The following is a 21,402-nucleotide window of genomic DNA, read 5'->3' on the forward strand; positions in this document are numbered from 1 at the left end:
CTCCACGGCGCGACGCTCACTCGCATAGGCCGTACCTCGATTCGCAGGCAGGCGGCGGCAGAATGCGGAAGAGATTGTTCTGCCTGCCGCCGAAGTCGGTCTTTGCCCAAGCGACTACGTCATCGATCCAGTTGATAACCATGCCGGGTACGCAGGGCGCAAAGAAGGTGCGCCCGACGTGCCGCTCCCACGCACGGACCTTGTCGATCATCTCCGGGAAGCGCGTTGCCCAATTGAGGATGTCGTCTTTCGAGGAGTTCACGCAGGGGGCACAGCCCACGCGCGTGAAGCCGAGCGAATAGAGCGGATTGATCTGCTCCTTGTGCAGGCGGACGTAGTCGAAGCACATCTGCTTCGACCAGTCGTAGACAGGGTTAAACAACTCGCAGTCGTAGTAGTCGTCCCACTCCTGCCACTGGCGCTCAGAGCGTGCCAGCGATTCATCGCGGCGCACGCCAGTGAAACGTGCATAATTTCCATCCGGGTAGTGGTCTTCGATCCAGCGGCGGATAGGCGCGAGCTTCAATGCTTCGGTGCAGAACTGCGCACGGCGCGATGGGAAGCGGCCTTTGATGCGGGCCAATTCGGGGAAGGTCAGATCCGCTCCGGGATCGACGCCTTTCCGCTCGCACCATTCATCGGTGCGGAAGTCTCCAATCTTCGCAGTGATTCGGATGACGGGATGGACGTGCTCCGAGTACCAGCTGATGTGGTCGATGGTCAGGGGATGCTCGTTGCCTCCTGCATCGGCATTGACAAGCACGACGCAGGTAGTGCCGCAGCGGTTCAGCATGAACCGCGCGGCGGCCTGTGAATCGATGCCGCCTGAGAATCCGCCGATGTAAATAAGCTCGCTCATGCCACACTCCGGGGACGTGGTCCACGCTTCCGCGCGCAAAGCACCTTGAGAGCGCCGAGGATGTGAGCCATCGAAGTATTGCGGCCATAGAGCACCCTGTCCGCGTAGCGGACAGGTGCGAGATCGCCGGCACGGTCAACGAGCAGGAGCGGAACATGCAGATCCGTTTCGAGCAGGCGATGGATCAGCCTGCCCGCGAGGTCACCCTGTCTTGCGTGGATCAGGACTCCGCAGACAAGCTCGCTCGCCATCATGACGGCAGCCGCGCTCCGGCTGTCGTCAATGGCAGTGACATCGTAGGGTTGCAGACGGAGCGCGAAGGCCGTAGCGGAGAGCAATTCACGGTCGGCACAGTAAAGCAGGATAGGCATCTTCGGTCGCATGGCGCTTAACTCCCGAACGCCTGGTCTTCGTGGACGTAGCTGATAACCAGGCCAAGAGGGTTAGTGAGCAGCATCTGGTTGGGCACCTGATCACGGAAGCTGTAAATGACGTTCGCGGTCCAGCGTTCCCGTCGCTGTTCCTGCTGGTCGCCGGGGGAACGGAAGACTTTCTCAAACTCCACATGCGCGCGATATGGAAGCTGGCGCGTGTCTTCGAGCACCACAGCCTTGATCTCGATGTCCACGTTGGGCTGGCCGGGATCGAGCAGGAAGCTTTCGAGTGTCTTTTGCTGATTCACCTTTGCCAGCGCTGCCGACTGCAACGGATCGGACAGGAAACTCAGCGACTGCGAGAAGTCCCGCTGCAGCGTGGCATGATTGCGCCCGTAGTAGAGTTGGCACCAGCGCGCGAGATAGTATTTGCTGACACGTTCGACGGGAACTTTCGAGAAGTCGTCATAGTTCATCACCTGGCCGCGTCCGATGTCGTAAACCGCGATGACAAGCGGCTTCAGCCGCGAGGCGGCGGTTTCGGCTCGCCAGAGGAACGCAAGCAACGCGAGCGTGACGATGGAGAGCACGAGCAGCGCGATCTTGAGATAGGTGTTCGTCACAACAGGCTCGGCGTAGAGTTCGATAAATCTGTGCCCGGCCTCGGTAGTAGAGAAAGATGTCTTTGTCATGGTGTTAACTCCCCATCGGATTGACCCAGGTTCCGGCGCGTCCGCTGAGGATCGCTCCTGTCAGCTCCGGTATCTTGACCAGGCCGTAGATGCAGACCATGAGCGTGATAAAGAGTGCGGGCAGGACGGTCAGCGCATTCGAGATGCTGATATTGCCGATGACCTGAAACATCGACGTGAGCACCTTGGCGAAGACGTAGATGAAGGCCGAGGCGATGACCTGATAGAAGCTGAAGCCGATGAATGCCTTGAACCAGCCCCAGAAGAGCCAGTCCATCTTGGGCACGATGAACCAGGGGATGAACATCGGGCCGATCAGCACGCAGACCGCTGAGGCGACAAGACCGTATGCGATGACGGCGAAGGCTATAGCCTCCATCGCAGCGAGAATCACAGCGATCAGAAGGTAGGTCAGGTCTTCGAGGATGCTGTATTTGCCCGGCGGGGTGCCGAGTTGTTTTTCCGCATCCAGGACGGTGTTGACGATCTGCTGCGTCTGGTCCGACTCGATCTGGTTGGAGATGTTCTGGGCTTCCTTCGTTACGAGGTCGCTGAAGCTGTAGCCCACACCTGGGATCGGCGACGAATAATACGTCAGCATGCCGAGGCCGAAGGAGATCATCAGGATCAGGTCGGCGAACTTGGCGAAATGGAATCCGCCGCCATGTCCCTGCGCGGCGGACAGGGCGGACTTGATGCCGAACCAGGCAATCAGGATCACGGCCAGGCCACGGAAGATGTCGAGTCCGGTGGCCTGCAAGGTGGCGCTGTTCGACGTGATCAGTTGACTGATCGCCTGGTTCAGAGCGGTAAAGGGGTTTGGCTGCATGGCTCAGTGTCCTGTGGTTGAAAGGGAGACGGTGTGGATGGAATCGCTCACGCCGGAGGTCATGTTCTGCATCAGCGTGGGAAAGTTCTGCTGGAAATAGATCGACTGGTTCATCAGGCGATTGCGTTCGTCGATCTGTTCTTTGGCGTCGAGCGTCTGCTGCGCCGCTTGTGCCGCGAGGATTTGGTTTGTGTCCTGCTGCGAGTGAATCTGCAGCATGGTGGCGGAATTGATCTTGCCGAGCAGGGCGTTCGAGGTCTGCTGCGAGGGATCGGTCGAGTAGGTATCAGATTCGAGGTTGGCCAGCTTCTGCTGGAAGGTCTGCGAATCAGAACGAATCGTTCCTAACATGGACAGAGAATTGGTCAGCGTCGCCTGGCCGAGCTCGGAGGACGCATATTGGTTTTTAATGACAGTCTGGGTTGTAGCGTCCTGGCTGGAGAGGCCGCTGCCGGGATAGCTCTGCAACGGAATGACGGCGGCGTTATATGCAGACGTGGCGCGAGTGGGATTGCCAAGATCGAGCGCATTGATCCACGCCGAGGTATTGCCGTAGGTGTTGGGCGCGGACACGGATGAGAAGTTGGTCCACATCGCAAAGTCGGACTTATACCGCGCGGCCAGATTCTGCGGCATCTTCGACATTTGGTAGGCAAGGTTGTAGGCGGCGATGACCTGGTTCATCGTTTTGTAGGCAGTGGTGTAAATCTGCTCTGCGGTTTGGAGGCTCTGCGATCCCTGCTCGATCTGCTGGATTGCATGGGCGCTCTGCGTGGGGTCGTAGACGATGCCTGATCCGAACTGCGCGTGCGCCACAGGCGCGAGCGAGAGAGTGAGGAATACGAGAGGAAGAAACGACTTCAGTGGTTTCATGACGGCTCCTTTGGGTTTGCGCCAAGCGCAAGCGCAGGCGCGTGAGTGGTGTAGCGATAGGGAGAGGGCTTCTTTGGCGGCGAGGGGGAGGCGCAGCCAACCACGAGCAGGCCGAGAAGCACGAGCAAAGCAAGGCGCATCACATCACCCCCGGCATGTCGTGGTTCTCATACGCGGGCAACAGCATGTCCTGCGTGAGATAAATCTTGATGCGATGGCCTTCGCGGATGGTGATGGTGGGCGGGATGTTGATGAACTTGTCGAGGACGTTGGCGCCCGAGGTAGCGAGGCTCGATGCCATGCCTTGCCGGTACATATCGGAGCCGTTTTGGCTGTAGCCCCCATTGGTGGTCGCTTCGGAAGCGCCAGCGATCACGCCGAGTGCGATCGACGCGCCGAAGATTTCGAAGTAGTGGTTGTTGACCTTGTCTTTGAGGCCCGTCTCGCCGGCCTGATCGAGACCGCGGAACTGGTCGAGATCGACGTTGTAACCGTCAGGCATGATCATGCGGTGGAAGGCGACGGCGAGGCGCTTCTGGCCGAAGCCGGAGACCTTCTGCGCATTGCCAAGAATGAACGTGCCTTCGGGAATCAACACATGCTGGCGGTCGCGGCTGTAGACGGGGTTGGTCACCATGACCTTGACCGACCCGACAAACTCCCCGTCGAGGCGAGTCACCAGAGAGGTGTCGATGGTGGTTCCCTCGAAGAGCACATAGGGCTGGCCGTGAGCGGAGTTGACGTTCACCTCTGGCGGGCGCTTTTCTTTGGCATCCGAGTGCTGCGAAGCAGGCACGATGGATGAAGCGGGAGAGTTATTCGCTGATGGAGTGCCTGTGACAGCAGCGGGAGCGGAGGAGGCCGCGCCAGGAATCGTGTCATTGCCGGAGACAAGGTTCGACGCGAAGCGCGCTTTGAAGGCCAGCGCCTTTTCCGCGTCCGCAATGGGATCACGCGGCGGCTCAGTGGAGGGTGGCAACTGCGCAGCGGGAGCCATGCCATTGGGTTGTGAGGGTGAAGCGTTGCCGGTGACAGGGCCGGTGGCATTGCCTTTCTGCGCCTGGGCCTGCTGTTGCTGGCTCTGCCGCTGGTCGGCGCTGAGGTCCTGCTCCAGCTCGTGGATCCTCTGCTGATTCACATCCGTGGACAGAGCGGCGGACGATGGCGTTGTGCCGGTGGCCGCGGGCCTCAGATGGTTCTTCGAGAACATCACCGCCATCAGAATCAGGACGGCGAGGCCCGCGACGACATAGCCCTGCGCCTGCTTCGGCACGACGCCTTCCGGCAGCTTGCGTTTGTCAACAACGGCCGGAGGCGCTGCCGCCGTCTCCTGTTTGGGTGCTGCTGCGGTAGTTTCTTTTTCCTCCGTCATCGGCGCACCTACTGTCCCTTCCGCTCGAAGGTGAGCTTGTGCTTGCCGATTTCGAGGTATCCCTTGTCCACCACCTGCGGGATAACGTAGGTGCCATCGGTGAGCTGATAGGTAATGAGGTCGGGTTTTCCGTCCTTCACCTCGTAGACAGAAAACTTCTCCGCAGCCAAGGACTTGATGTAGGTGAACTTGTCATCGTGGTAGATCGCAGACACGCTGAAGGGCGCAGCGGTTTTGTAGGTGTAGTCGAACTTCAGAGCCTGCGTGGGGTAATTGGCGCGGTACTCTTCGACTGCCTGCGTAGCCCGGTGCTGCGCAAGCTGCGCCTGCTGCTGCGCAACGGCGACTTCGGATGCCGGCAGCAGCTTATCTGCGCCGTTCGCCGCGGCGATTGACGAAGGGTCGCTCGGCTCGATGACCACCTTCAAGTCAGGCTCAGAGGACTCGTCGTCGTTCAGCGTGAACGAGTACACGGTACCCTTGTCGGTAATCAGGTTGAGGTTGGAATGGATGCCTTCCTTGGCCGGGTGCAGAAAGCAGTAGTTGCCGACCGCATCGATGATCCAAAAGTCCTTGTCTCCGGTAGCGACCTGGAGGATCTTCTCCGTGACGGGGAGTTGAATGAGCGTGGTGTAGCGCATCTTCGCGCGCACGCTCACGATGTCGTTCTGGTGGTAGTGGACGATGCGGGCCGACTGCTGGCCGTGAGCAACGGTCGCAACCAGGCCGAGCACCAGCGGGAAGATGGGAGCGCGGTTCATGGATTCACCTCGATTTGTGTGGGGTTGGGGTAGTCCTGGACCAGACGCAGGAGTCCCTGCTCCGGCCCGAAGCGGGCGAAGTATTGCTGCTTGAGAATGTTGTCGCGTGGCGTATTCGTCGCCATCCAGTAGCTCAACGGATCGACCGAGAGCCGGAGCTTCTTCGCATACTGCGGCTGCTTGAAGAGCAGGTCACGTTTTGGGACCAGCGATTCCAATAGTTCAAGATCGGTATCGTTCAACTGAAAGGCTTCGGCATACAGCTTGCGGTCGATGCCGGGATTGGCGAGGAAGATGCGGCTTGGGCACGACTCGTTGACCAGTTGCAGCAGGTTGTTCGAGACCAGCTCGATCATCGATTGCGTGGTCAGAATCATGGCGCCGTTCAGCTTCCGCCACGTCTTCTCGGCCCGCATGACCCAGTCGTGGATGATCTGGCGTTTGAAGAAAATCCATGCCTCGTCGATGACGAAGAGCTTGAAGGTGGCGATGTTCTCGCGCTTCTCGATCTCCGCGGCTGCGCGCTGCAGCAGATAAAACAGCATCGGCTCCAGCACATCGGGGTATTTGTCCCACCCGTCGAAGTTGAAGGTCTGGAAGCGAGAGAAGGTCAGCGTGTCCTCGACGTTGTCGAAGAGATAGCCGAACTGCCCGGACTGCAGCCAGCGATGCAGGCGTTCGCCGAGCGGACCGAGGATCGACGCAAAGTTGGTCAGCGTCCTGATCTCACGCGGCAGCTTGTACACGCGCTCGATGCCGGCGAACAGGGCCTTCTCGTCCTCCGGCGTCAGGTCATAGCGTCCGCCCGCCTCGATCAGCACACGAAGGAAGAGATAAAGGAAGTTCTGGTTCTCGTGTGTCGGCGCCAGGGAAAATGGATTGATGCTGAAGCCGGGGTCTTTCAATCCGACGTTGAGATAGCTCCCGCCGAAGGACTGGGTCAGCATCTGGTAGCTCGCGCCAAGGTCGAAGACGAAGGTCAGCGGGCTATACTTCTGCGCCGACTGGATGATGAAATTTGTGGTGAAGGATTTCCCACTACCGATGGCGCCGAGGATGAAGGCATTGGGAACATCGCCCCAGTGCAGGTTCAGGTAGTACGGCGTTCCATGCGTGGATTCGAGGACGGCAAGGTATTCCTTATTGAGTTGCGGATTCCACCGGGAGCCTGCATCGATGGTGAACAGAAACGACAGGTCGGCGTAGTTCGAGTTCAGCGCCCACTGCTTGCGAAGATTGAACTGCTTATTGCCTGGGACGGTTGCAAAGAACGCATTGAGCAGGTTGTAGCGTTCTTCGTAAAGCAGACCATCGTGCTGCGTGAACAGCTTCTGAAACTCCGCGACCGTATGCTCCACCTTCACGCGGTCTTCGTCGTAGATGACGACCGACAGCGTGAACTCGCCGAAGTTCTTGCCCTCCATGCCGAGCGCAGTCAGGGCCGAGCCTAGCTCGGCGACCGCTGCCTCTTTCGAGTCATCGACCAGCTCATCCTTCGGGCCGGTGTTCTGGCGGTCCTGAAGGTTCGAGACGAAACTGGTCTTCGAGTTATGGTGATGCCGGCGGCGCGAGGCGATCTCTTTCCGGGCCTTCGCGTTATCGACCGGATGCCACTCGGTGACGACGTGGAAGTTCGCGGGGACATCGAAGAGGCCCTGCAGCAGCAGGGGCCGCGTCTCGGAGGGAAGCTCTTTCAGTGTGAGGACGCGGAGATAGTCATCCTCCACGCGCAGGTAGCCGCGATGCGCCTCCAGCTCCGAATCGCATAACTGGTAATCGATCTGGCGCGCGCTGTGGAGTCTTGCATCTTTAATCTTTGAGGGGCGGAAGTTGACGAGACGGCGCAGTATGCGAAACGTCTCCTCCGCCCCTGGCAGCGTGACCGTCATGAGGTCGTTGAGCTGCCCACTCAAACTCCGAACTTTCTGCTGTAACCGCAGGCGATCGCGCTCGATCTGCTCGTAAATCAGCGTGCGTTCCTTGTTGCCGGAGAAGAGACCGCGCAGGTCGCGCAGCGACGCGGCAGGCTGCTTCGGCATTTGCGCGAGCGCATGCAGCAGGCCGGTTTTGGCATAACTGCCGTCGATCATGACCGCCCAATAAACTTCGATACTGTAGAGGCGGTCCGCCCTGGACTGAAGGAATGCAGCGCGCTGTTCTACCGCGGCGCGGACCAGCGGATTCTCATACTCGGCATGGGGAATCTCAGGCCGGTTGTGCTTGAACAGGATCTGATAGAGGCGGCACTTTTCATCAAGCGAGCGCAGTGCGGCTTCGAGACGCTTCACGGCATGGTCTCGTCCGGCATGGTCGAGGCTCTCGTAGTCGATGCCGCCGATCTTCAGGACTGCGCCGAGGTCGCCGGATTTGGTGAGGAACGAGTGCTCGTCCCAGAACCCGAACAGGTTGATCTGTGCGGGAAATGAACCTGCCTCTTTCCAGTCCTTCGTGATGTGCTCAACTCTGACCATCGCGCCTCGCAATGCGTATCTCTGTGGCATCGGTTTTCATGGGGTCGTAGCGGCGGCGGAATTTGCCGGAGTTGAAGAGCACGCGCAGTATTTCCACGTCATGCTTCGTGGCGATGCGGGCGATAATGACGCCTACGACAAAGAGCAAGATGCCGCCGACCAGCGAGTGAAGGAGTGAGAAGACGGAGCCTCCGGTGATCAGCGCGACGAAGAACAGCCTTCGCTCCGCGCCAAGCACGGTCAGCGGGCGGTTCATCGCTTTGTAGACTTTGTTCTGCCGTGGACCGTCCGCTGCCATGTGCGACCTCCTTCCTATCGGTGTTTTGCGTTGTGATTTGGCCTGCCGCGAATGGCTTATTGCGGGAACAGCCAGCTCATAAAGTTCACCGCTGATACCGCCATGCCGATGCCGAAGACGATGCCGGCGAGCATCTTCTTCGACTGGCCTTCGCCGTAGGCGAACATCAGCCCGCCCACGACGATAGCGACCAGCGACAGGCCGGTAGCGATGGTGCCGGTGAACGCGGTCTTGAGTACGTTCACCGCGTTGTCCCACGGATCGCTGCCGGTCTGGGCATAGACCGGCAGAGCCGCGAGGAACATCAGGGATGGAATGGCTAGTCTCCGGGCGTGGGTGTGCCAACGCCGGAAACGAGGGGATCGAATGGAAACAGGGATTTTCATGCGCTCCTTTCATGTGCTTTTCCGGCGAGTGAGTACTCCCGGCTGCAGTGATGTGGAGCGAATGTAGGATTGGGCCGCTGAGCCGTCTAATGCTTTTTAGGGGGTGGGGTATGCAGATTCTGCATACCCTCGAACGTCGCGCTGGAAGGGCTGAAAAGGCCGGGTGTAAGCGACGTCGGATGGCAGTGGAGGAACTGCCAAACCATTCCTTCCCGACATGGCCAGCAAAGAAAAACCGCACCGTGGCGCGAGTCAAGGCGGCGAGGACAACGACTCAGGAGATGGCTCGCCTTTACGCGCGACGCGGTGCGGATAACATGCACTCGGTCGGGAAGGAAGGAGAGGACCGTCTTGCGATCCTCTCTTTCACACGCTCTAGCCGCTCACTCGCTGCGCGGTGGTACTCAGCATTGAGTTCCATGCCGAGATACTTGCGGCCCGTCAGCAGCGCTGCCGCGCAGGTCGAGCCGCTGCCAACGAAGGGATCGAGCACCAGCTCTCCTGGAAGTGAGAAGCTGCGAATCAACTGTGCCAGCGCCGTGACAGGCTTCTGAGTCGGGTGTAGCTTGTTGCCGCTGTAGGGCATCTCCATCACATCCATGAGCGGCTGCTTTGGTAGTGGCGGCCTCCCCTTGGCAAGCAGGAATGCCTGCTCGTGCTGATAGCGGAGGAACCTACTCTTTGAGCTGTAGTCCTTGCGAAACACGATGTGTCCGACAGGCTGAAAACCCGCGTCTTTCCACGCTGCGAAGAAGGCATCGACCTTGCTCCAGCCGTAGAACATCACGGCAACTCGATTCTGCTTGAGTACGCGATACGCTTCCGCCATCGCGGGCTTGAGCCAATCGGCATCTACGTCATTCTGGATGGAACGTCCCGATCGGTCGCGGTAGTTCACCAGATACGGCGGGTCGCTGAGAATGAAGTCCACGCTGTTCGCTGGCATCTGGCGCATAACCTCGATGCAATCTCCCTGCGCGATGGTGTTGAGAAACTGTCCGGTTGAATTGTTCTGGATGGCCTGCATGACTGTGATCTCCTTTGTGGTCCCGGAGTGATCTCTCAGGACACACACCCGCAAGGGCGCGAGAGAGGGCTGCTCCCAAGTGCCGCAGGCGTGTCTTTTTCGGAAGGTTCGGGAAATGTTTTTGCGCCCGTTGCAAAAAGATTTTCTGAAAGCCGAAACCGTAAGGCGGCGAAGCCGAAGCAGAACGCCAAGCGCCGATGGGCGCAGCCTGGCTTTCTCTCGCGGTGCCTGAGAGAACACGCAGCACACAAGGATTGATCTTCGATTGCAGGCATTTCAGAACAGAACCCGGCAGACCCTCCACCCATTTCGCAGGATGCCGGTTGAGCCAGAGGCGACGGGAATAGCCTGATTTGGGGTAAGCGTCAGCGAATAAACCACTTATTGCCCATCGAAGAGGGTATACAGAATCTGCATACCCCACCCCCGAAAAAGCATAACGTCTGTGTGAGAAATCTCCCTATCGTTCGGTTCACGGGCGGGCGCAACCGCTCTTGAGGCGTCGCGTGGGAAATGGGGTTATCAAAAACGGAAAAGGAGCTGCGCTGGAAAAACAGCCAGGCTCGACACGATCTTCGAGTGCTGGAAAGCGGCTCGATCCCGCGCTCAAATCGTGGTTGGACAACGTCATTATTCCCGCTCTGGTGCGGGAATATCTGGCCGAAATCAAGACGCGGAATCGACTTGCTATGACAGGGCCTTCAGAGGTAACGTCCGACAAGGACGGTAATCAGTCATGATTCTGCGATGTGCCGCTTACGCCCGCTACTCCAGTGATCTTCAGAGTCCTCGCTCTATTGAGGACCAGCTTCGGATTTGCCGCGAGTACGCCCATGCTCGCGGATTCATCTTTCTCGAAGAGCATGTCTACACCGACGAGGCACTGAGCGGTGTCGGCGCGGACCGCCCTGGGCTTGGGCGTCTGTTGGACGCTGCGCTCTCTCCGGCTCGTCCCTTCGACATCATCCTGCTCGATGACAGCAGCCGCTTGGCGCGGAACACCAAGGATGCGTTGAGCATCTTCGAGCGGTTGAACTTTGCCGGGATTCGACTGATCGCTGTGAGTCAGGGGATCGACTCCGATAACGAGCAGGCGCATGTGCTGGTCACTGTCCACGGCATGGTGGATAGCTTGTATGTGAAGGAGCTTGCCAAGAAGACCCATCGTGGACTCGAAGGTTTGATGCTGCGCGGCCAGCACACAGGCGGTCGCTGCTTCGGCTATGACTCAGTTCCTGTCTCCGGCACGACGGGAAAGCAGTTGGTCATCAACGAGAGCGAGGCGGCAGTGGTTCGGCGCATCTTTGAAATGTCCGCCGAGGGGCAGTCGCTCAAGACGATTGCGAAGACCCTGAATGGCGAGCATATTCCTCCACCAAGACCACGGGCGGGCAAGAGGTACGCGACGTGGTGCCCGACTTGCATCCGGGCGATGCTGCGCCGCGATCTCTACAACGGAAAAGTGATCTGGAACAGTTCGCGTTTCGTGAAGGTGCCGGGAACCAACAAACGTGTGCGGCGCGCGAGGCCGGAGAGCGAATGGCGCACGGTTGCGCACCCGGAGTTGCAGATCATCAGCGATGAGCTATGGCAGCGCGTGCGCGAACGTCAGGAGCACGTCAGGAAAACCTATGGTGTGCGCGAGGGCGGCGGCGTTTTGATTCCTCGTTCTGTCACAAGTCCCTATCTCCTGAGCGGGCTGTTGAAATGCGGCCTGTGCGGAGCCAATCTCATCATCGTTACCGGATACACCTCCTACGGCCATTACCCGAGGTACGGCTGCTCGCAACACTTCAACCGCGGGACCTGCCCCAATTCCGTCACCGTGCGTAAGGACTGGATTGAAGAGCAGCTGCTGGATGAGTTGCAGAGCAAGGTCCTGGAGCCTGACGCCATCGGGTACGTCATGGATGAGTTTGGGAATCACGTCAGGAGCGCCTTCGCCACTCTCACGAACCAACTGGCGCAGATGCGGGAACGGAAACAAAAGCTCGAAGGGGAGTTGCGGCGGCTGGCGGCGACGGCAGCGGAAACCGGACCCTCCGCATTTCTGGTCGAGGCGATCCAGGAGCGCGAACATCAGTTGCGCGACATCGCCGATCAGCTTCTGGCTCAGGGGGACAATTCGGTGGAGGCTCATCTGGCGGACATCCGCAACTTCATCACGGAGAGCATGGGGAACCTCCGTGCGCTGTTGGCGGGGGAACCGGGGCCTGCCCGGAAGGAATTGCTCAAGCATGTTTCGGAGATCCGCATGATGCCCCAGGCGGGGAACGGGAAGTCCCACTATGTTGCTGAGGGAAGCTGGCATCTGCTTGGAAACGAAAGGGATGACTCAGAAGTCATCCCTACGCAAATTCGTGTGGTTGCGGGGGCAGGATTTGAACCTGCGACCTTTGGGTTATGAGCCCAACGAGCTACCGGGCTGCTCCACCCCGCTTCATCAATATAACGTTACTGCTCCACCCAGTCAATTTACCGGCGCGAAGGTACTTGTGGATTTTCAATACATTCGCGCTATTCTTCTGCAGCGTAACTTTTTTTATTGGAATACGTTCAATCTATTGACGCAGATTGCATCGCGTCGCAGTTGGAGGGGCGCAGTATGGCACAGGGTGGACAGTGGAGCATTCTTCGGGGCATCGCTCTCGGAGCAGCTCTTATTTCAGTGAATAGTTTCGCTCAGGACAAGCCTCTGCCCGATGCGCAGATCGAATCGAACGTACTGAAGGCTCTTGCAGGCGTACCCGAACTCGCGGATCAGGCCATCGGCTCAACCACGGTGTACGGTACAGTGACGCTCAGTGGCTCCGTTCGTGACGAAGCCTCCCGCAATAAGGCAGAGCAGACCGTTGCGAATACCCCCGGCGTCAAGAAGGTCGTCGACGAATTGATCGTCGGCGCGCCCGCGGACACCAATAACGCGGCGCAAGCGAACGATCAGGCTCCGGCCAATCCAACTCCGCCCGATCAGAGCGAAAATCCGGCTATGCAGCAGGATGGTTCGATGTCGCAGCCCAACCAGCAGCAGCCTGCCAGCCCCCAGATGCCTCCTCCTGCAGAGCGTCAGCCGCCGCAGGGTTATCCCTATCCGTCGCAGAACAATCCATATCCTCCGCAGGGATATCCGCCACAGCCACAGGCTGGTAATGGATATCCGCCGCAACAGCAGTATCCACCGCAACGGCCCTATCGCGTGCAGGAAGCAGGGCAGTCCGTCGTCGTTCCCGCAGGCACATTGCTGCGCGTGCGCATCAATCAGGCGATGGACAGCCGCCACACGCCTCCTGGAACCGTATTTGACGGCGTCGTCATCAACAATGTCTTTGTCGGAGGTGCAATCGCGATTCCGCGCGGAGCCACCGTGCAGGGACGCGTCTCTGACGGCCAGCCGGGCGGCGATCTCAAGGGACGAGGCATTCTTGCCCTCGAGCTCACGCAGGTCACCCTGGAAGGCCACACCTACCCTCTCGGAACCACGACCTGGAATCAGCAGGGCTATGACAAAACCGGCCAGACTGTCGGAAACACCGTTGGCCTCGGTGCCGTAGGCGCCATGATCGGTGCAATCGCTGGCGGAGGCCCTGGCGCTCTGCTCGGAGCCGGCATCGGCGGCGTCGCTGGTCTGGGCGTCTCCTCTGCTTCGAAGTCGGGTGAGGCGACGATTCCTGCCGAGGCGATCGTCAATTTCAAGCTCAGCCAGCAGGCAGCGCTTACCACCGTCTCGCAGGCCGAGCTCGACCGACTCGGCGCAGGACTCCCGCAGCCCTACTACGGCCAGCCGCAGATGCGTCGGCGTTACTATCCTCCTCCTCCGCCGCCTCCGCCCTACGCACCGTATCCCTATCCGTACTACTATCCTTACTATCGCTAAAAACAAACTTTGGGCCTGAGCGATCAGGCCCAAAGTCTTGTGTTCACAGGACGAGGTATTGCCTGTGCCAATATCCACCGCGTCCGGTGATTTATACTTGTAGCTTGCCCTGCATCCGGCACAGTTTCTGTGCTCTGGCTTCGCAAATTCCGGGCGCGCGCTCATCCGTGTCTCAACGGTGGCGTCTGAACTGAAGGGTCTTCAAAGAAAAGGCATGATTCGTTTTCTTCAGCAGGACAACCGCATTACCAAGATTCTCTTTGCAGTCATTATTGGCTTTGCCGTGGTCACCATGGTGATCACGCTCGTCCCGGGCATCTTCGACAGCGCCGGCGGCAATGATGCCACTGTATTTGCGACGGTTCGCGACCGCGGCTTTCTCGGCCGCCTCGGCGTTGGTTCCACCCCGGTTACAGTAGCCCAGGTGAACCAGCTCGCCGCGCGCCAGCTGCAGCAGCAGCGTCTTCCCGAGTTTCTCCTCCCATACATGTCGCAGCGCGCCGGACAGATTCTTGTCCAGCGGCAGATCCTCAAGCACGAAGCCGATCGTCTGAACCTCCAGGTCACCGACGAGGATCTCCGCAACGAGCTCCAGACCGGCCCCTTCGCGCAGTATCTCTTTCCGGGCGGCAAGTACATCGGCGACGACGCCTACATGAACTTCGTCCAGAACTTCTTCCAGACCAGCCGCGCCGACTTCGAAACGCAGATCAAGAGCGATATGGAGCTGCAGCGTCTGCAGTCGCTGATCACCGGCGGCGTCACCGTTTCCGACAACGCTGTGCGCGAGGCCTATCGCACGCAGGGTACCAAGGTGAAGTTCGATTACGCGCTCATCTCGGCCGACAGTTTGGGTAAGACCATCAACCCCACCGACGCCGAGCTTGAGAAGTTCTTTAAGGACAACGCCGCCAAGTACGCCACGGCGATGCCGGAGACACGCAAGATCGAGTACGTCTCCTTCGACGCCTCCAATCTTCCCGGCGGCAAGCCGCAGATCTCCGACGCCGATATTCAGGCTTATTACAACCAGCACCAGGCGCAGTATCAGGTCAAGGAGCAGGTCAAGGTTCGCCACATTCTCATCGCCGTTCCGCAGGGTGCGGACGCGAAGACCGACCAGGCCGCCAAGGCCAAGGCCGACGACCTGCTGAAGCAGATCAAGAACGGCGGTAATTTCGCCGACCTCGCTTCGAAGAACTCCGACGACCCCGGCAGCAAGGCCCAAGGCGGTGAGCTTGGCTGGCTTGATCGCGGCCGCACCGTGCCTGAGTTCGACAAGACTGCCTTCTCGCTCGCAGCGGGCCAGACCTCCGACGTCATCAAGACCCAGTTCGGCTATCACATCCTTCAGGTTGAAGAGAAGAAGACGGCTCACGTGCGTCCTCTTGCCGAGGTCAGGAGCGAGATCGTTCCCATCCTCGAGCAGCAGCGTACTGGCGCGGCTGAGCAGACGTTCGCCTCTGCGCTCGCAGCTGATGTGAAGAAGAACGGTTTCGACAAGGCAGCAGCCGCACGTGGTCTGCACGTTGTCACCACCGACTACGTCGCCAAGGATGGCGTCATCTCCGGTCTCGCAGATGGCTCGGCGCTGCTCACGCAGGCCTTCACCGTGGTCAAGGGTGCCGATCCGGCCTCCGTCTCCACCGGCGACGGCTTCGCAGTCTTCCAGGTGCTCGACATCAAGGCAGCTCACGCTCCCGCCTTCGCCGAGTACAAGGAGCACATTGCCAGCGACTACCGCGAGCAGCAGGTTCCGCTTCTCCTGAACACGCAGATCAACAAGCTGGCCGATCGCGCCAAGGTTCTCAACGATCTCAAGAAGGCTGCGGCGGAGATGAATATTCCGCTCAAGTCCAGCGAGCTCGTGGGCCGCGAAGCGCAGGTGCCTGAGATCGGCGCAATGACCGGTCCGGCATCGGTAGCCTTCGCCCTGAACAAGGGAGGCATCTCCAACGCGATCAACCTCGGCCGCTCTGGAGTCGTTCTCAGCGTCACCGACAAGCAGGAGCCCACCGCCGAAGACATCGCCAAGAACTTCGACCAGACCCGCGAGCAGTTGCTCAACGATCAGCGCGAGCAGCTCTTCCGCGTCTACGTCGGCAACGTTACCAAGAAGTACGAGGAGTCCGGTTCCGTCCGCTACTCGAAGAAGCCGGCCACCCCGCCGCTTCCCACCGGCGGTAACTGATCTATCCAGACTGAACCATCAACAAAGGCCGCCCAGTGGGTGGCCTTTGCTGATTCGGCTAAATCTTGTCAAGCCCCCGAAATTTGTAAATAGCTGAATAGAAAAGAGAAAAATCGAAATAAAAGTGCCGATTTACCCGTACCGCTTTGCTAGACTTAATACATAGGAAGCAGAACAGGAATCCCGACCCTTCTGGAGCCGGGATTTTCTCTTTTAGAATCAAGATTTTGATGGATAACTACCCTGTTTTCAATATTTTGCCCTGTGCAAAACGCGCAAGTTGCTGGAAACAGACCGTTTGCCCCGATTACCTTGGGGGGAGGGGGCTCTTGACCGCCTGATATACCTTTGGGAGTAGGTGCCGCGAGAGCACGACATCCAGACGCGGACGTTTTGTGGGGAGCCAGACAATGAGTGGGGAAGCAGTCAACGAGCAGCGGCTATCCGGAATCCTGCTGCATGTAACATCTTTGCCGTCCTACGGCGGCGTCGGCGACTTCGGCCCCGCAGCCTATGCCTTCGTCAACTTCCTCTCTGCCGCCAAACAGCGTCTCTGGCAGGTGCTCCCGCTCAGTCCGACTGGTTATGGAAGCTCACCCTATTCGGCACTCTCCGCCTTTGCCGGAAATCCTCTGCTCATCAGCCTTGAGCGCCTCGTCGACGACGGCTGGCTCGCCGCAGGCCGCATCGCCGGACTCCCCGGACACGATGGCCCGGCAGATTTTGGAGCCGCGACAGAGAAGAAGCTACCTCTGATCGAAGAGGCTGCAGCCAACTTCCTCGATCGCGGCTCCGATGAGGCAAAGGCCCGCTTCCAACATTTCTCCAAGAGCAACATCTCCTGGCTCGCCGACTACGCGATGTTCAACGTGCTGCGCCGGCGCTTCAACTACCAGAGCTGGAATCACTGGCCCGAGCCTTACGCCCGGCGCAAAGACGAAGCGATGACCGAGACGCTCAACCAGCACGGCCGCGAACTCGCCATCGAGCAGGTCATCCAGTTTTTCTTCAACGAACAGTGGTGCGCGCTGCGCAGCTACTGCGCAGAAAAAAAGATCCGCATCCTCGGCGACGTCGCCATCTTCGTCAGTTACGACAGCGCCGATGTCTGGACGCATCCTGAAATCTTCGAGCTGGACTCCGAAGGCAAACCGCTGCGTGTCTCCGGCGTTCCGCCCGATTATTTCTCCGTCACCGGCCAGCGCTGGGGAAACCCTCTCTACAAGTGGAGACTCCTGGAAAAGCAGGGTTTCGACTGGTGGGTCGCGCGCGTCCGCCGCTCGCTCGAGCTCTACGACATGATTCGCCTCGACCACTTCCGAGGCTTCGAAGCCTATTGGTCGATCCCCGCCGAAGAAGACACTGCAGTCAATGGTGTCTGGGTCAAAGCTCCGGGCCACGCGCTCTTCGACCGCCTCAAGCAGGTCTTTGGCGACCTGCCCTTTATCGCCGAAGATTTAGGGCTCATCACGCGCGAAGTCGACGAGCTCCGCGAGCACTTCAACATGCCCGGCATGCGCGTCATGCAGTTCGGCTTCGGCGATCGCGGCGGACATATTCATCTGCCACAAAGCTTCGTTCCGAATACAGTCGTTTACACCGGCACGCACGATAACAACACAACGCTCGGCTGGTGGAACGAGGACACGGCCGAACACGAGCGCAGGAACCTGCAAACCTATCTGCAGCCAATTCATCATCCGGCTGAGGTCGTCTGGGCAATGATCCGCGCTGCTGCCCGTTCCGTGGCCCACATCTGCATCATTCCGCTGCAGGACGTCCTGCATCTCGGCAGCGAGGCGCGCATGAACACGCCCGCGGCCGGCGAAGGGAACTGGACCTGGAGATACAACCCCGATGCGCTGCACCCGGACTTCGCCAGGCAGATGGCCGAGCTGATGGAGATGACCGACCGCGACGGCTACGTCCATCCCAAGGCCGATGCGGACCTGATCGTACCGCTTCTGGTTAGTCCGGCAGCAGAGCATGGCTGAGAACATTTAGACTGAATCAGTAATCTCAAAAACTCAGGAGCATTCATGCCACTCTCCGGTGAAGCAATCCGCACCATGAACTACGTCGACGACATCTCTGTAACCCTGCGGCGCATCCTTGCCGTCCTGCCGTCGCTTACCGAAGAGGAGCGTCAGCGCGTTGCCGAGCACATCAAACACGCCGATCCCAGCTACGACTCCGTCATCGCAGCCGTTTCAGGTAAGAAGTAAGCATGCCGGAAGGCAGCGCGATCCGTATTGTTGCCGTGATCGGCGCAGGGCACGCCGGCCGCAGCTTTGCGATGGCCTGTGCTGCAGCTGGCCTTTATGTTGCGCTCGAAGATGTCATGCCTGCCAAGCTGCGCAGGGCCGAGGTCGAATACGCCGACCTTAGCCTGCGCGGTGGTTTTGGCGAGCTTCAATTGGCCTCTACCGTAGAAGAAGCTGTTCGTGAAGCCGACATCGTCATCGATTTTGTGCCTGATGAGCTGGAGTCGAAGCTTGAAATCTTCAGCATGATCGATCGCATGGCTCCGCCGAAGTCGATCATCTGCACACCAAGCGAGTCGCAGAGCATCACCGATCTGGCCTCCTGCGTTTATCGCCCCGATCGTTGCGTCGCTCTGCGAGGAAAACTGATTAAGGGCGAGAACGTTCGGGTTCTGTATGCTCCTGCGACCAGCCACGAGACGCTTGGCGCAGTGGCATCGCTTCTTGCCCGATTGGGGATCATTGCAATTCCCGAGGCCGATCCCGACGCGCCGTCGCTGACCAAGAATCCCGCTTTTATGCGGTAACTGGTAGTGGAATTGGCGAATTAGTCACAAAAGGGAACTCTTTTATAGCGGAGTGCGTAACATACGGGAGAAAATCCGGTCGAATAATTGCCATGCGCGCCTTGTACGACATCTTTGCCCAAGTCTTCCGTTCCATTGCAGCCAATAAGCTGCGATCGTTTCTTACTATGTTCGGAATCGCCTGGGGAGTTGCATCCTTGCTGCTGTTGATTGGCCTCGGCGAAGGCTTTCGTTCAGGGCAGCGACGCGGCCTCGCGCAGCTCGGAACAGACGTCATCATGATGTGGGGCGGAACTATTCCCGCGATGCCCAACCAGCACACCGGCATGCGTCCCTACAAGCTGACGCTGGCCGACACAGACGCGATCCGCACACAGGCACAGCATGTGCGGAATGCGACGGCCTTTATCAACCGCAGTGACCTCAAACAGGTGAGCGAGTTTTCAAGCTCCGGCGGTTCGGTGATGGGGGTTGAGCTGAACTACCCCGAGATTCGCAATCTGCCGATGGCGCAGGGCCGCTACTTCAACGCCGACGATTTAGCGCAGCACCGTATGGTTGTGATTCTGGGCCAGAAGAACAATAAGCTGCTCTTTCCGGGGCGGCCGTCGCTTGGCGCGTTTATCACAATCAACGGAGCACGGTTTCAGGTTATCGGTGTCGTCGACAAGATCGGCCGTGGGAACAACGACTCTGAGAATCAGCGACTCTACATTCCGCTGTCGACGATGATGCAACTCTTCCCGATGACGGGAGAGAACATACCTGCCGATTCAGTCAGCTCGATTCAGTATCAGCCACTGACTGCAGATTTGAACGAGACCGCCAAGGCCGACGTCCATCGCATTATTGCAGAGCGACACGGATTCGAACCTTCCGTGAAAGACGCCTTTGAGGAATGGGACACAATCAAGTCCGAACGGACCGTCGGTCTGATCTTTACCGCGATGGACGTGTTTCTGGGTGGCGTAGGCATTGTGACGCTTGCACTGGGCGCCGTTGGCATCATCAACATCATGTTGGTGACCGTGACGGAGAGAACGAAAGAGATCGGACTGAGGAAGGCCCTTGGAGCGACAAGCCGCAGCATTCTGATGCAGTTCTTCCTCGAAGGCCTCATGCTGACGGGTCTTAGCGGAGTGATTGGAATACTTGCTGCGGCGGGTCTGATGTTCGGTCTGGGAGCGATGATGGGGAACAACCAGATGGGGTTCGATCCGCCAAGACTCGTTCCGTGGTCTGCGGTGATGGCGCTGGGAACCTTGACACTTTGCGGGGTTGTTGCAGGGTTGTATCCGGCAAGTAAGGCCGCGGCGCTCGAACCAGTGGAAGCGTTGCGCAAAGAATAGGCAAGGAGAGCGAGCGATGCTGAAAGACATCTTTGCACAGGCATTCGAAGCGATGCGGCACAATGGCCGTCGCACGGCCATCACGATCGTCGGCATGGCCTGGGGAATCGCTACGGTTGTGCTTTTGCTTGCCTATGGTGCGGGTTTTGGACGAGCCTTCGAGGAGATCTTCGCTCAATGGGGAACGCACATGATTGGCATCTTCCCCGGTACGACCAGCGAACAGGCTGGTGGAACGAAGGCCGGCATCAAAGTCCGCTTTCAGATGGATGATGTGGAACGCATCGCGGAGACAGTGCCTGGGATCATCCATGTTTCGCCGATGCTTTGGAAACAGGTACCCGTACAGAACGATCTGCACACCTTTACGTGGGAGGTGGACGGTGTAGCGTCAGAGCTGCAGCAGATCATGAATATTGAGATCGACGAAGGTCGCTTTATTACGCCGGACGATATGCAGTCGAGAAATCACGTTGCAGTCATCGGCTCGGAGGCGAAGACAAAGCTGTATTCAGGCCTGTTTCCACTTGGGCAGAAGATTCGCCTGAATGGTGTGAGCTTCGAGGTGGTCGGCGTGTTGAAGCCCAAGATGCAGGAAGGGGATGACAATATCAATCGCATCATCTATATCCCCTTTCAGACGATGGGTGACCTGAAAGATACGAAGTATCTCGATGGGATTTGGATGAGCTACCACGGCGACCACATGGCGGTGGAGCGGGCAGTTCGTAACCAGATGGGGGCGGCGCATGGATTCAGGCCTACAGACAAGAACGCCATCTGGGTAGCGAACATCATGTCGCAGCTTGCGCAGTTTCGTATCATCTCGCTTGGCCTGCAGGCCCTGCTCCTGTTTATTGGTGTGTTGACGCTTGGTATTGCTGGCATCGGGCTAATGAACATCATGCTCGTAAGCGTGCAGCAAAGGACTCGAGAGATTGGCGTCGAGAAGGCGTTGGGAGCGCGAAAGCGTCACATCCTGCTGCAGTTCCTCGCGGAGGCGCTGGTGATTACAGGTGTCGGCGGCATCGGCGGCATCATTCTCGCCTTTACCGTCAGCAAAGTTGTCGGTGGAATCACCTTCTACAGCGCGATTGCAACGAATGCCAGCAAAGCCGATATTTATCTGCTGATCTCTCCCGACATTGTCATCGTTGCAACGACGGTGCTGGTGTTTGTGGGCGTCGTGAGCGGGATGATTCCTGCAATACAGGCGGCGAACCTCGATCCGATTGAAGCGCTTCGTTACGAATGA

The 21,402-nt window shown here is 58.7% G+C and carries 19 protein-coding genes and 1 tRNA gene; 8 read left to right on the forward strand and 12 right to left on the reverse strand.

What is annotated here, in order from left to right:
• Positions 1 to 16: 16 nt before the first annotated feature.
• The 11 genes from KFE13_RS00185 to KFE13_RS00235 form a co-directional block, all read right to left on the reverse strand.
• Positions 17 to 859 (reverse strand): phosphoadenosine phosphosulfate reductase family protein, encoded by an 843-nt coding sequence (locus KFE13_RS00185; protein WP_260705118.1) that lies wholly within the window; start codon positions 857 to 859, stop codon positions 17 to 19.
• On the reverse strand, positions 856 to 1,242 hold the full coding sequence (locus tag KFE13_RS00190) for a hypothetical protein (protein ID WP_260705119.1): 387 nt from the start codon (positions 1,240 to 1,242) through the stop codon (positions 856 to 858). Before KFE13_RS00190 ends, KFE13_RS00185 begins: the two co-directional genes overlap by 4 nt.
• 5 nt (positions 1,243 to 1,247) lie before the next feature.
• A complete protein-coding gene (locus KFE13_RS00195) occupies positions 1,248 to 1,925 on the reverse strand; it encodes a type IV secretion system protein (protein ID WP_260705120.1) in 678 nt (225 codons plus the stop codon).
• Between the two features lie 4 nt (positions 1,926 to 1,929).
• Positions 1,930 to 2,754, reverse strand: coding sequence for a type IV secretion system protein (locus tag KFE13_RS00200; protein WP_260705121.1), 825 nt, complete (start codon positions 2,752 to 2,754; stop codon positions 1,930 to 1,932).
• A gap of 3 nt (positions 2,755 to 2,757) precedes the next feature.
• The gene (locus tag KFE13_RS00205) at positions 2,758 to 3,627 is read right to left on the reverse strand and encodes a hypothetical protein (protein WP_260705122.1); all 870 of its coding nucleotides are present in this window, start codon (positions 3,625 to 3,627) and stop codon (positions 2,758 to 2,760) included.
• A gap of 139 nt (positions 3,628 to 3,766) precedes the next feature.
• Positions 3,767 to 4,999, reverse strand: a complete 1,233-nt coding sequence (locus tag KFE13_RS00210; RefSeq protein WP_260705123.1) for a TrbI/VirB10 family protein — start codon at positions 4,997 to 4,999, stop codon at positions 3,767 to 3,769.
• A gap of 8 nt (positions 5,000 to 5,007) precedes the next feature.
• Positions 5,008 to 5,760: a TrbG/VirB9 family P-type conjugative transfer protein gene (locus KFE13_RS00215; RefSeq protein ID WP_260705124.1), complete on the reverse strand. Its 753-nt coding sequence runs from the start codon at positions 5,758 to 5,760 to the stop codon at positions 5,008 to 5,010.
• Positions 5,757 to 8,231 (reverse strand): VirB4 family type IV secretion system protein, encoded by a 2,475-nt coding sequence (locus KFE13_RS00220; RefSeq protein ID WP_260705125.1) that lies wholly within the window; start codon positions 8,229 to 8,231, stop codon positions 5,757 to 5,759. The genes KFE13_RS00215 and KFE13_RS00220 overlap by 4 nt, the downstream gene beginning before the upstream one ends.
• Positions 8,218 to 8,529 (reverse strand): VirB3 family type IV secretion system protein, encoded by a 312-nt coding sequence (locus KFE13_RS00225; protein WP_260705126.1) that lies wholly within the window; start codon positions 8,527 to 8,529, stop codon positions 8,218 to 8,220. The genes KFE13_RS00220 and KFE13_RS00225 overlap by 14 nt, the downstream gene beginning before the upstream one ends.
• Positions 8,530 to 8,585: 56 nt before the next feature.
• Entirely contained in the window at positions 8,586 to 8,915 is a 330-nt protein-coding gene (locus tag KFE13_RS00230) for a TrbC/VirB2 family protein (RefSeq protein ID WP_260705127.1), read from the reverse strand.
• 292 nt (positions 8,916 to 9,207) lie between these two features.
• A complete protein-coding gene (locus tag KFE13_RS00235) occupies positions 9,208 to 9,942 on the reverse strand; it encodes a DNA methyltransferase (protein WP_260705128.1) in 735 nt (244 codons plus the stop codon).
• A 736-nt stretch (positions 9,943 to 10,678) separates the two neighbouring features.
• On the opposite strand from KFE13_RS00235, the gene KFE13_RS18635 reads away from it, so the two are divergent.
• Positions 10,679 to 12,349, forward strand: a complete 1,671-nt coding sequence (locus tag KFE13_RS18635; RefSeq protein ID WP_390891628.1) for a recombinase family protein — start codon at positions 10,679 to 10,681, stop codon at positions 12,347 to 12,349.
• Here the strand turns inward: KFE13_RS18635 and KFE13_RS00250 are convergent.
• A tRNA-Met gene (locus KFE13_RS00250) sits at positions 12,306 to 12,382 on the reverse strand. The two genes, KFE13_RS18635 and KFE13_RS00250, sit on opposite strands and share 44 nt — an antisense overlap.
• A gap of 165 nt (positions 12,383 to 12,547) precedes the next feature.
• On the opposite strand from KFE13_RS00250, the gene KFE13_RS00255 reads away from it, so the two are divergent.
• The 7 genes from KFE13_RS00255 (at position 12,548) to KFE13_RS00285 (ending at position 21,402) form a co-directional block, all read left to right on the forward strand.
• Complete coding sequence (locus tag KFE13_RS00255; RefSeq protein WP_260705131.1) at positions 12,548 to 13,816, forward strand: BON domain-containing protein; 1,269 nt, start codon at positions 12,548 to 12,550, stop codon at positions 13,814 to 13,816.
• Positions 13,817 to 14,030: 214 nt separating this feature from the next.
• The gene (locus KFE13_RS00260) at positions 14,031 to 16,007 is read left to right on the forward strand and encodes a peptidylprolyl isomerase (protein ID WP_260705132.1); all 1,977 of its coding nucleotides are present in this window, start codon (positions 14,031 to 14,033) and stop codon (positions 16,005 to 16,007) included.
• Positions 16,008 to 16,417: 410 nt separating this feature from the next.
• Positions 16,418 to 18,001 (forward strand): 4-alpha-glucanotransferase, encoded by a 1,584-nt coding sequence (malQ, locus tag KFE13_RS00265; protein ID WP_260705133.1) that lies wholly within the window; start codon positions 16,418 to 16,420, stop codon positions 17,999 to 18,001.
• A gap of 45 nt (positions 18,002 to 18,046) precedes the next feature.
• Entirely contained in the window at positions 18,047 to 18,232 is a 186-nt protein-coding gene (locus KFE13_RS00270) for a hypothetical protein (protein ID WP_260705134.1), read from the forward strand.
• Between the two features lie 2 nt (positions 18,233 to 18,234).
• Positions 18,235 to 18,798: a 3-hydroxyacyl-CoA dehydrogenase NAD-binding domain-containing protein gene (locus KFE13_RS00275; RefSeq protein ID WP_260705135.1), complete on the forward strand. Its 564-nt coding sequence runs from the start codon at positions 18,235 to 18,237 to the stop codon at positions 18,796 to 18,798.
• 92 nt (positions 18,799 to 18,890) lie between these two features.
• Entirely contained in the window at positions 18,891 to 20,147 is a 1,257-nt protein-coding gene (locus KFE13_RS00280) for an ABC transporter permease (protein ID WP_260705136.1), read from the forward strand.
• Positions 20,148 to 20,163: 16 nt separating this feature from the next.
• Positions 20,164 to 21,402, forward strand: coding sequence for an ABC transporter permease (locus KFE13_RS00285; RefSeq protein WP_260705137.1), 1,239 nt, complete (start codon positions 20,164 to 20,166; stop codon positions 21,400 to 21,402).

This window comes from Edaphobacter flagellatus (genome assembly GCF_025264665.1).
GTDB lineage: Bacteria > Acidobacteriota > Terriglobia > Terriglobales > Acidobacteriaceae > Edaphobacter > Edaphobacter flagellatus.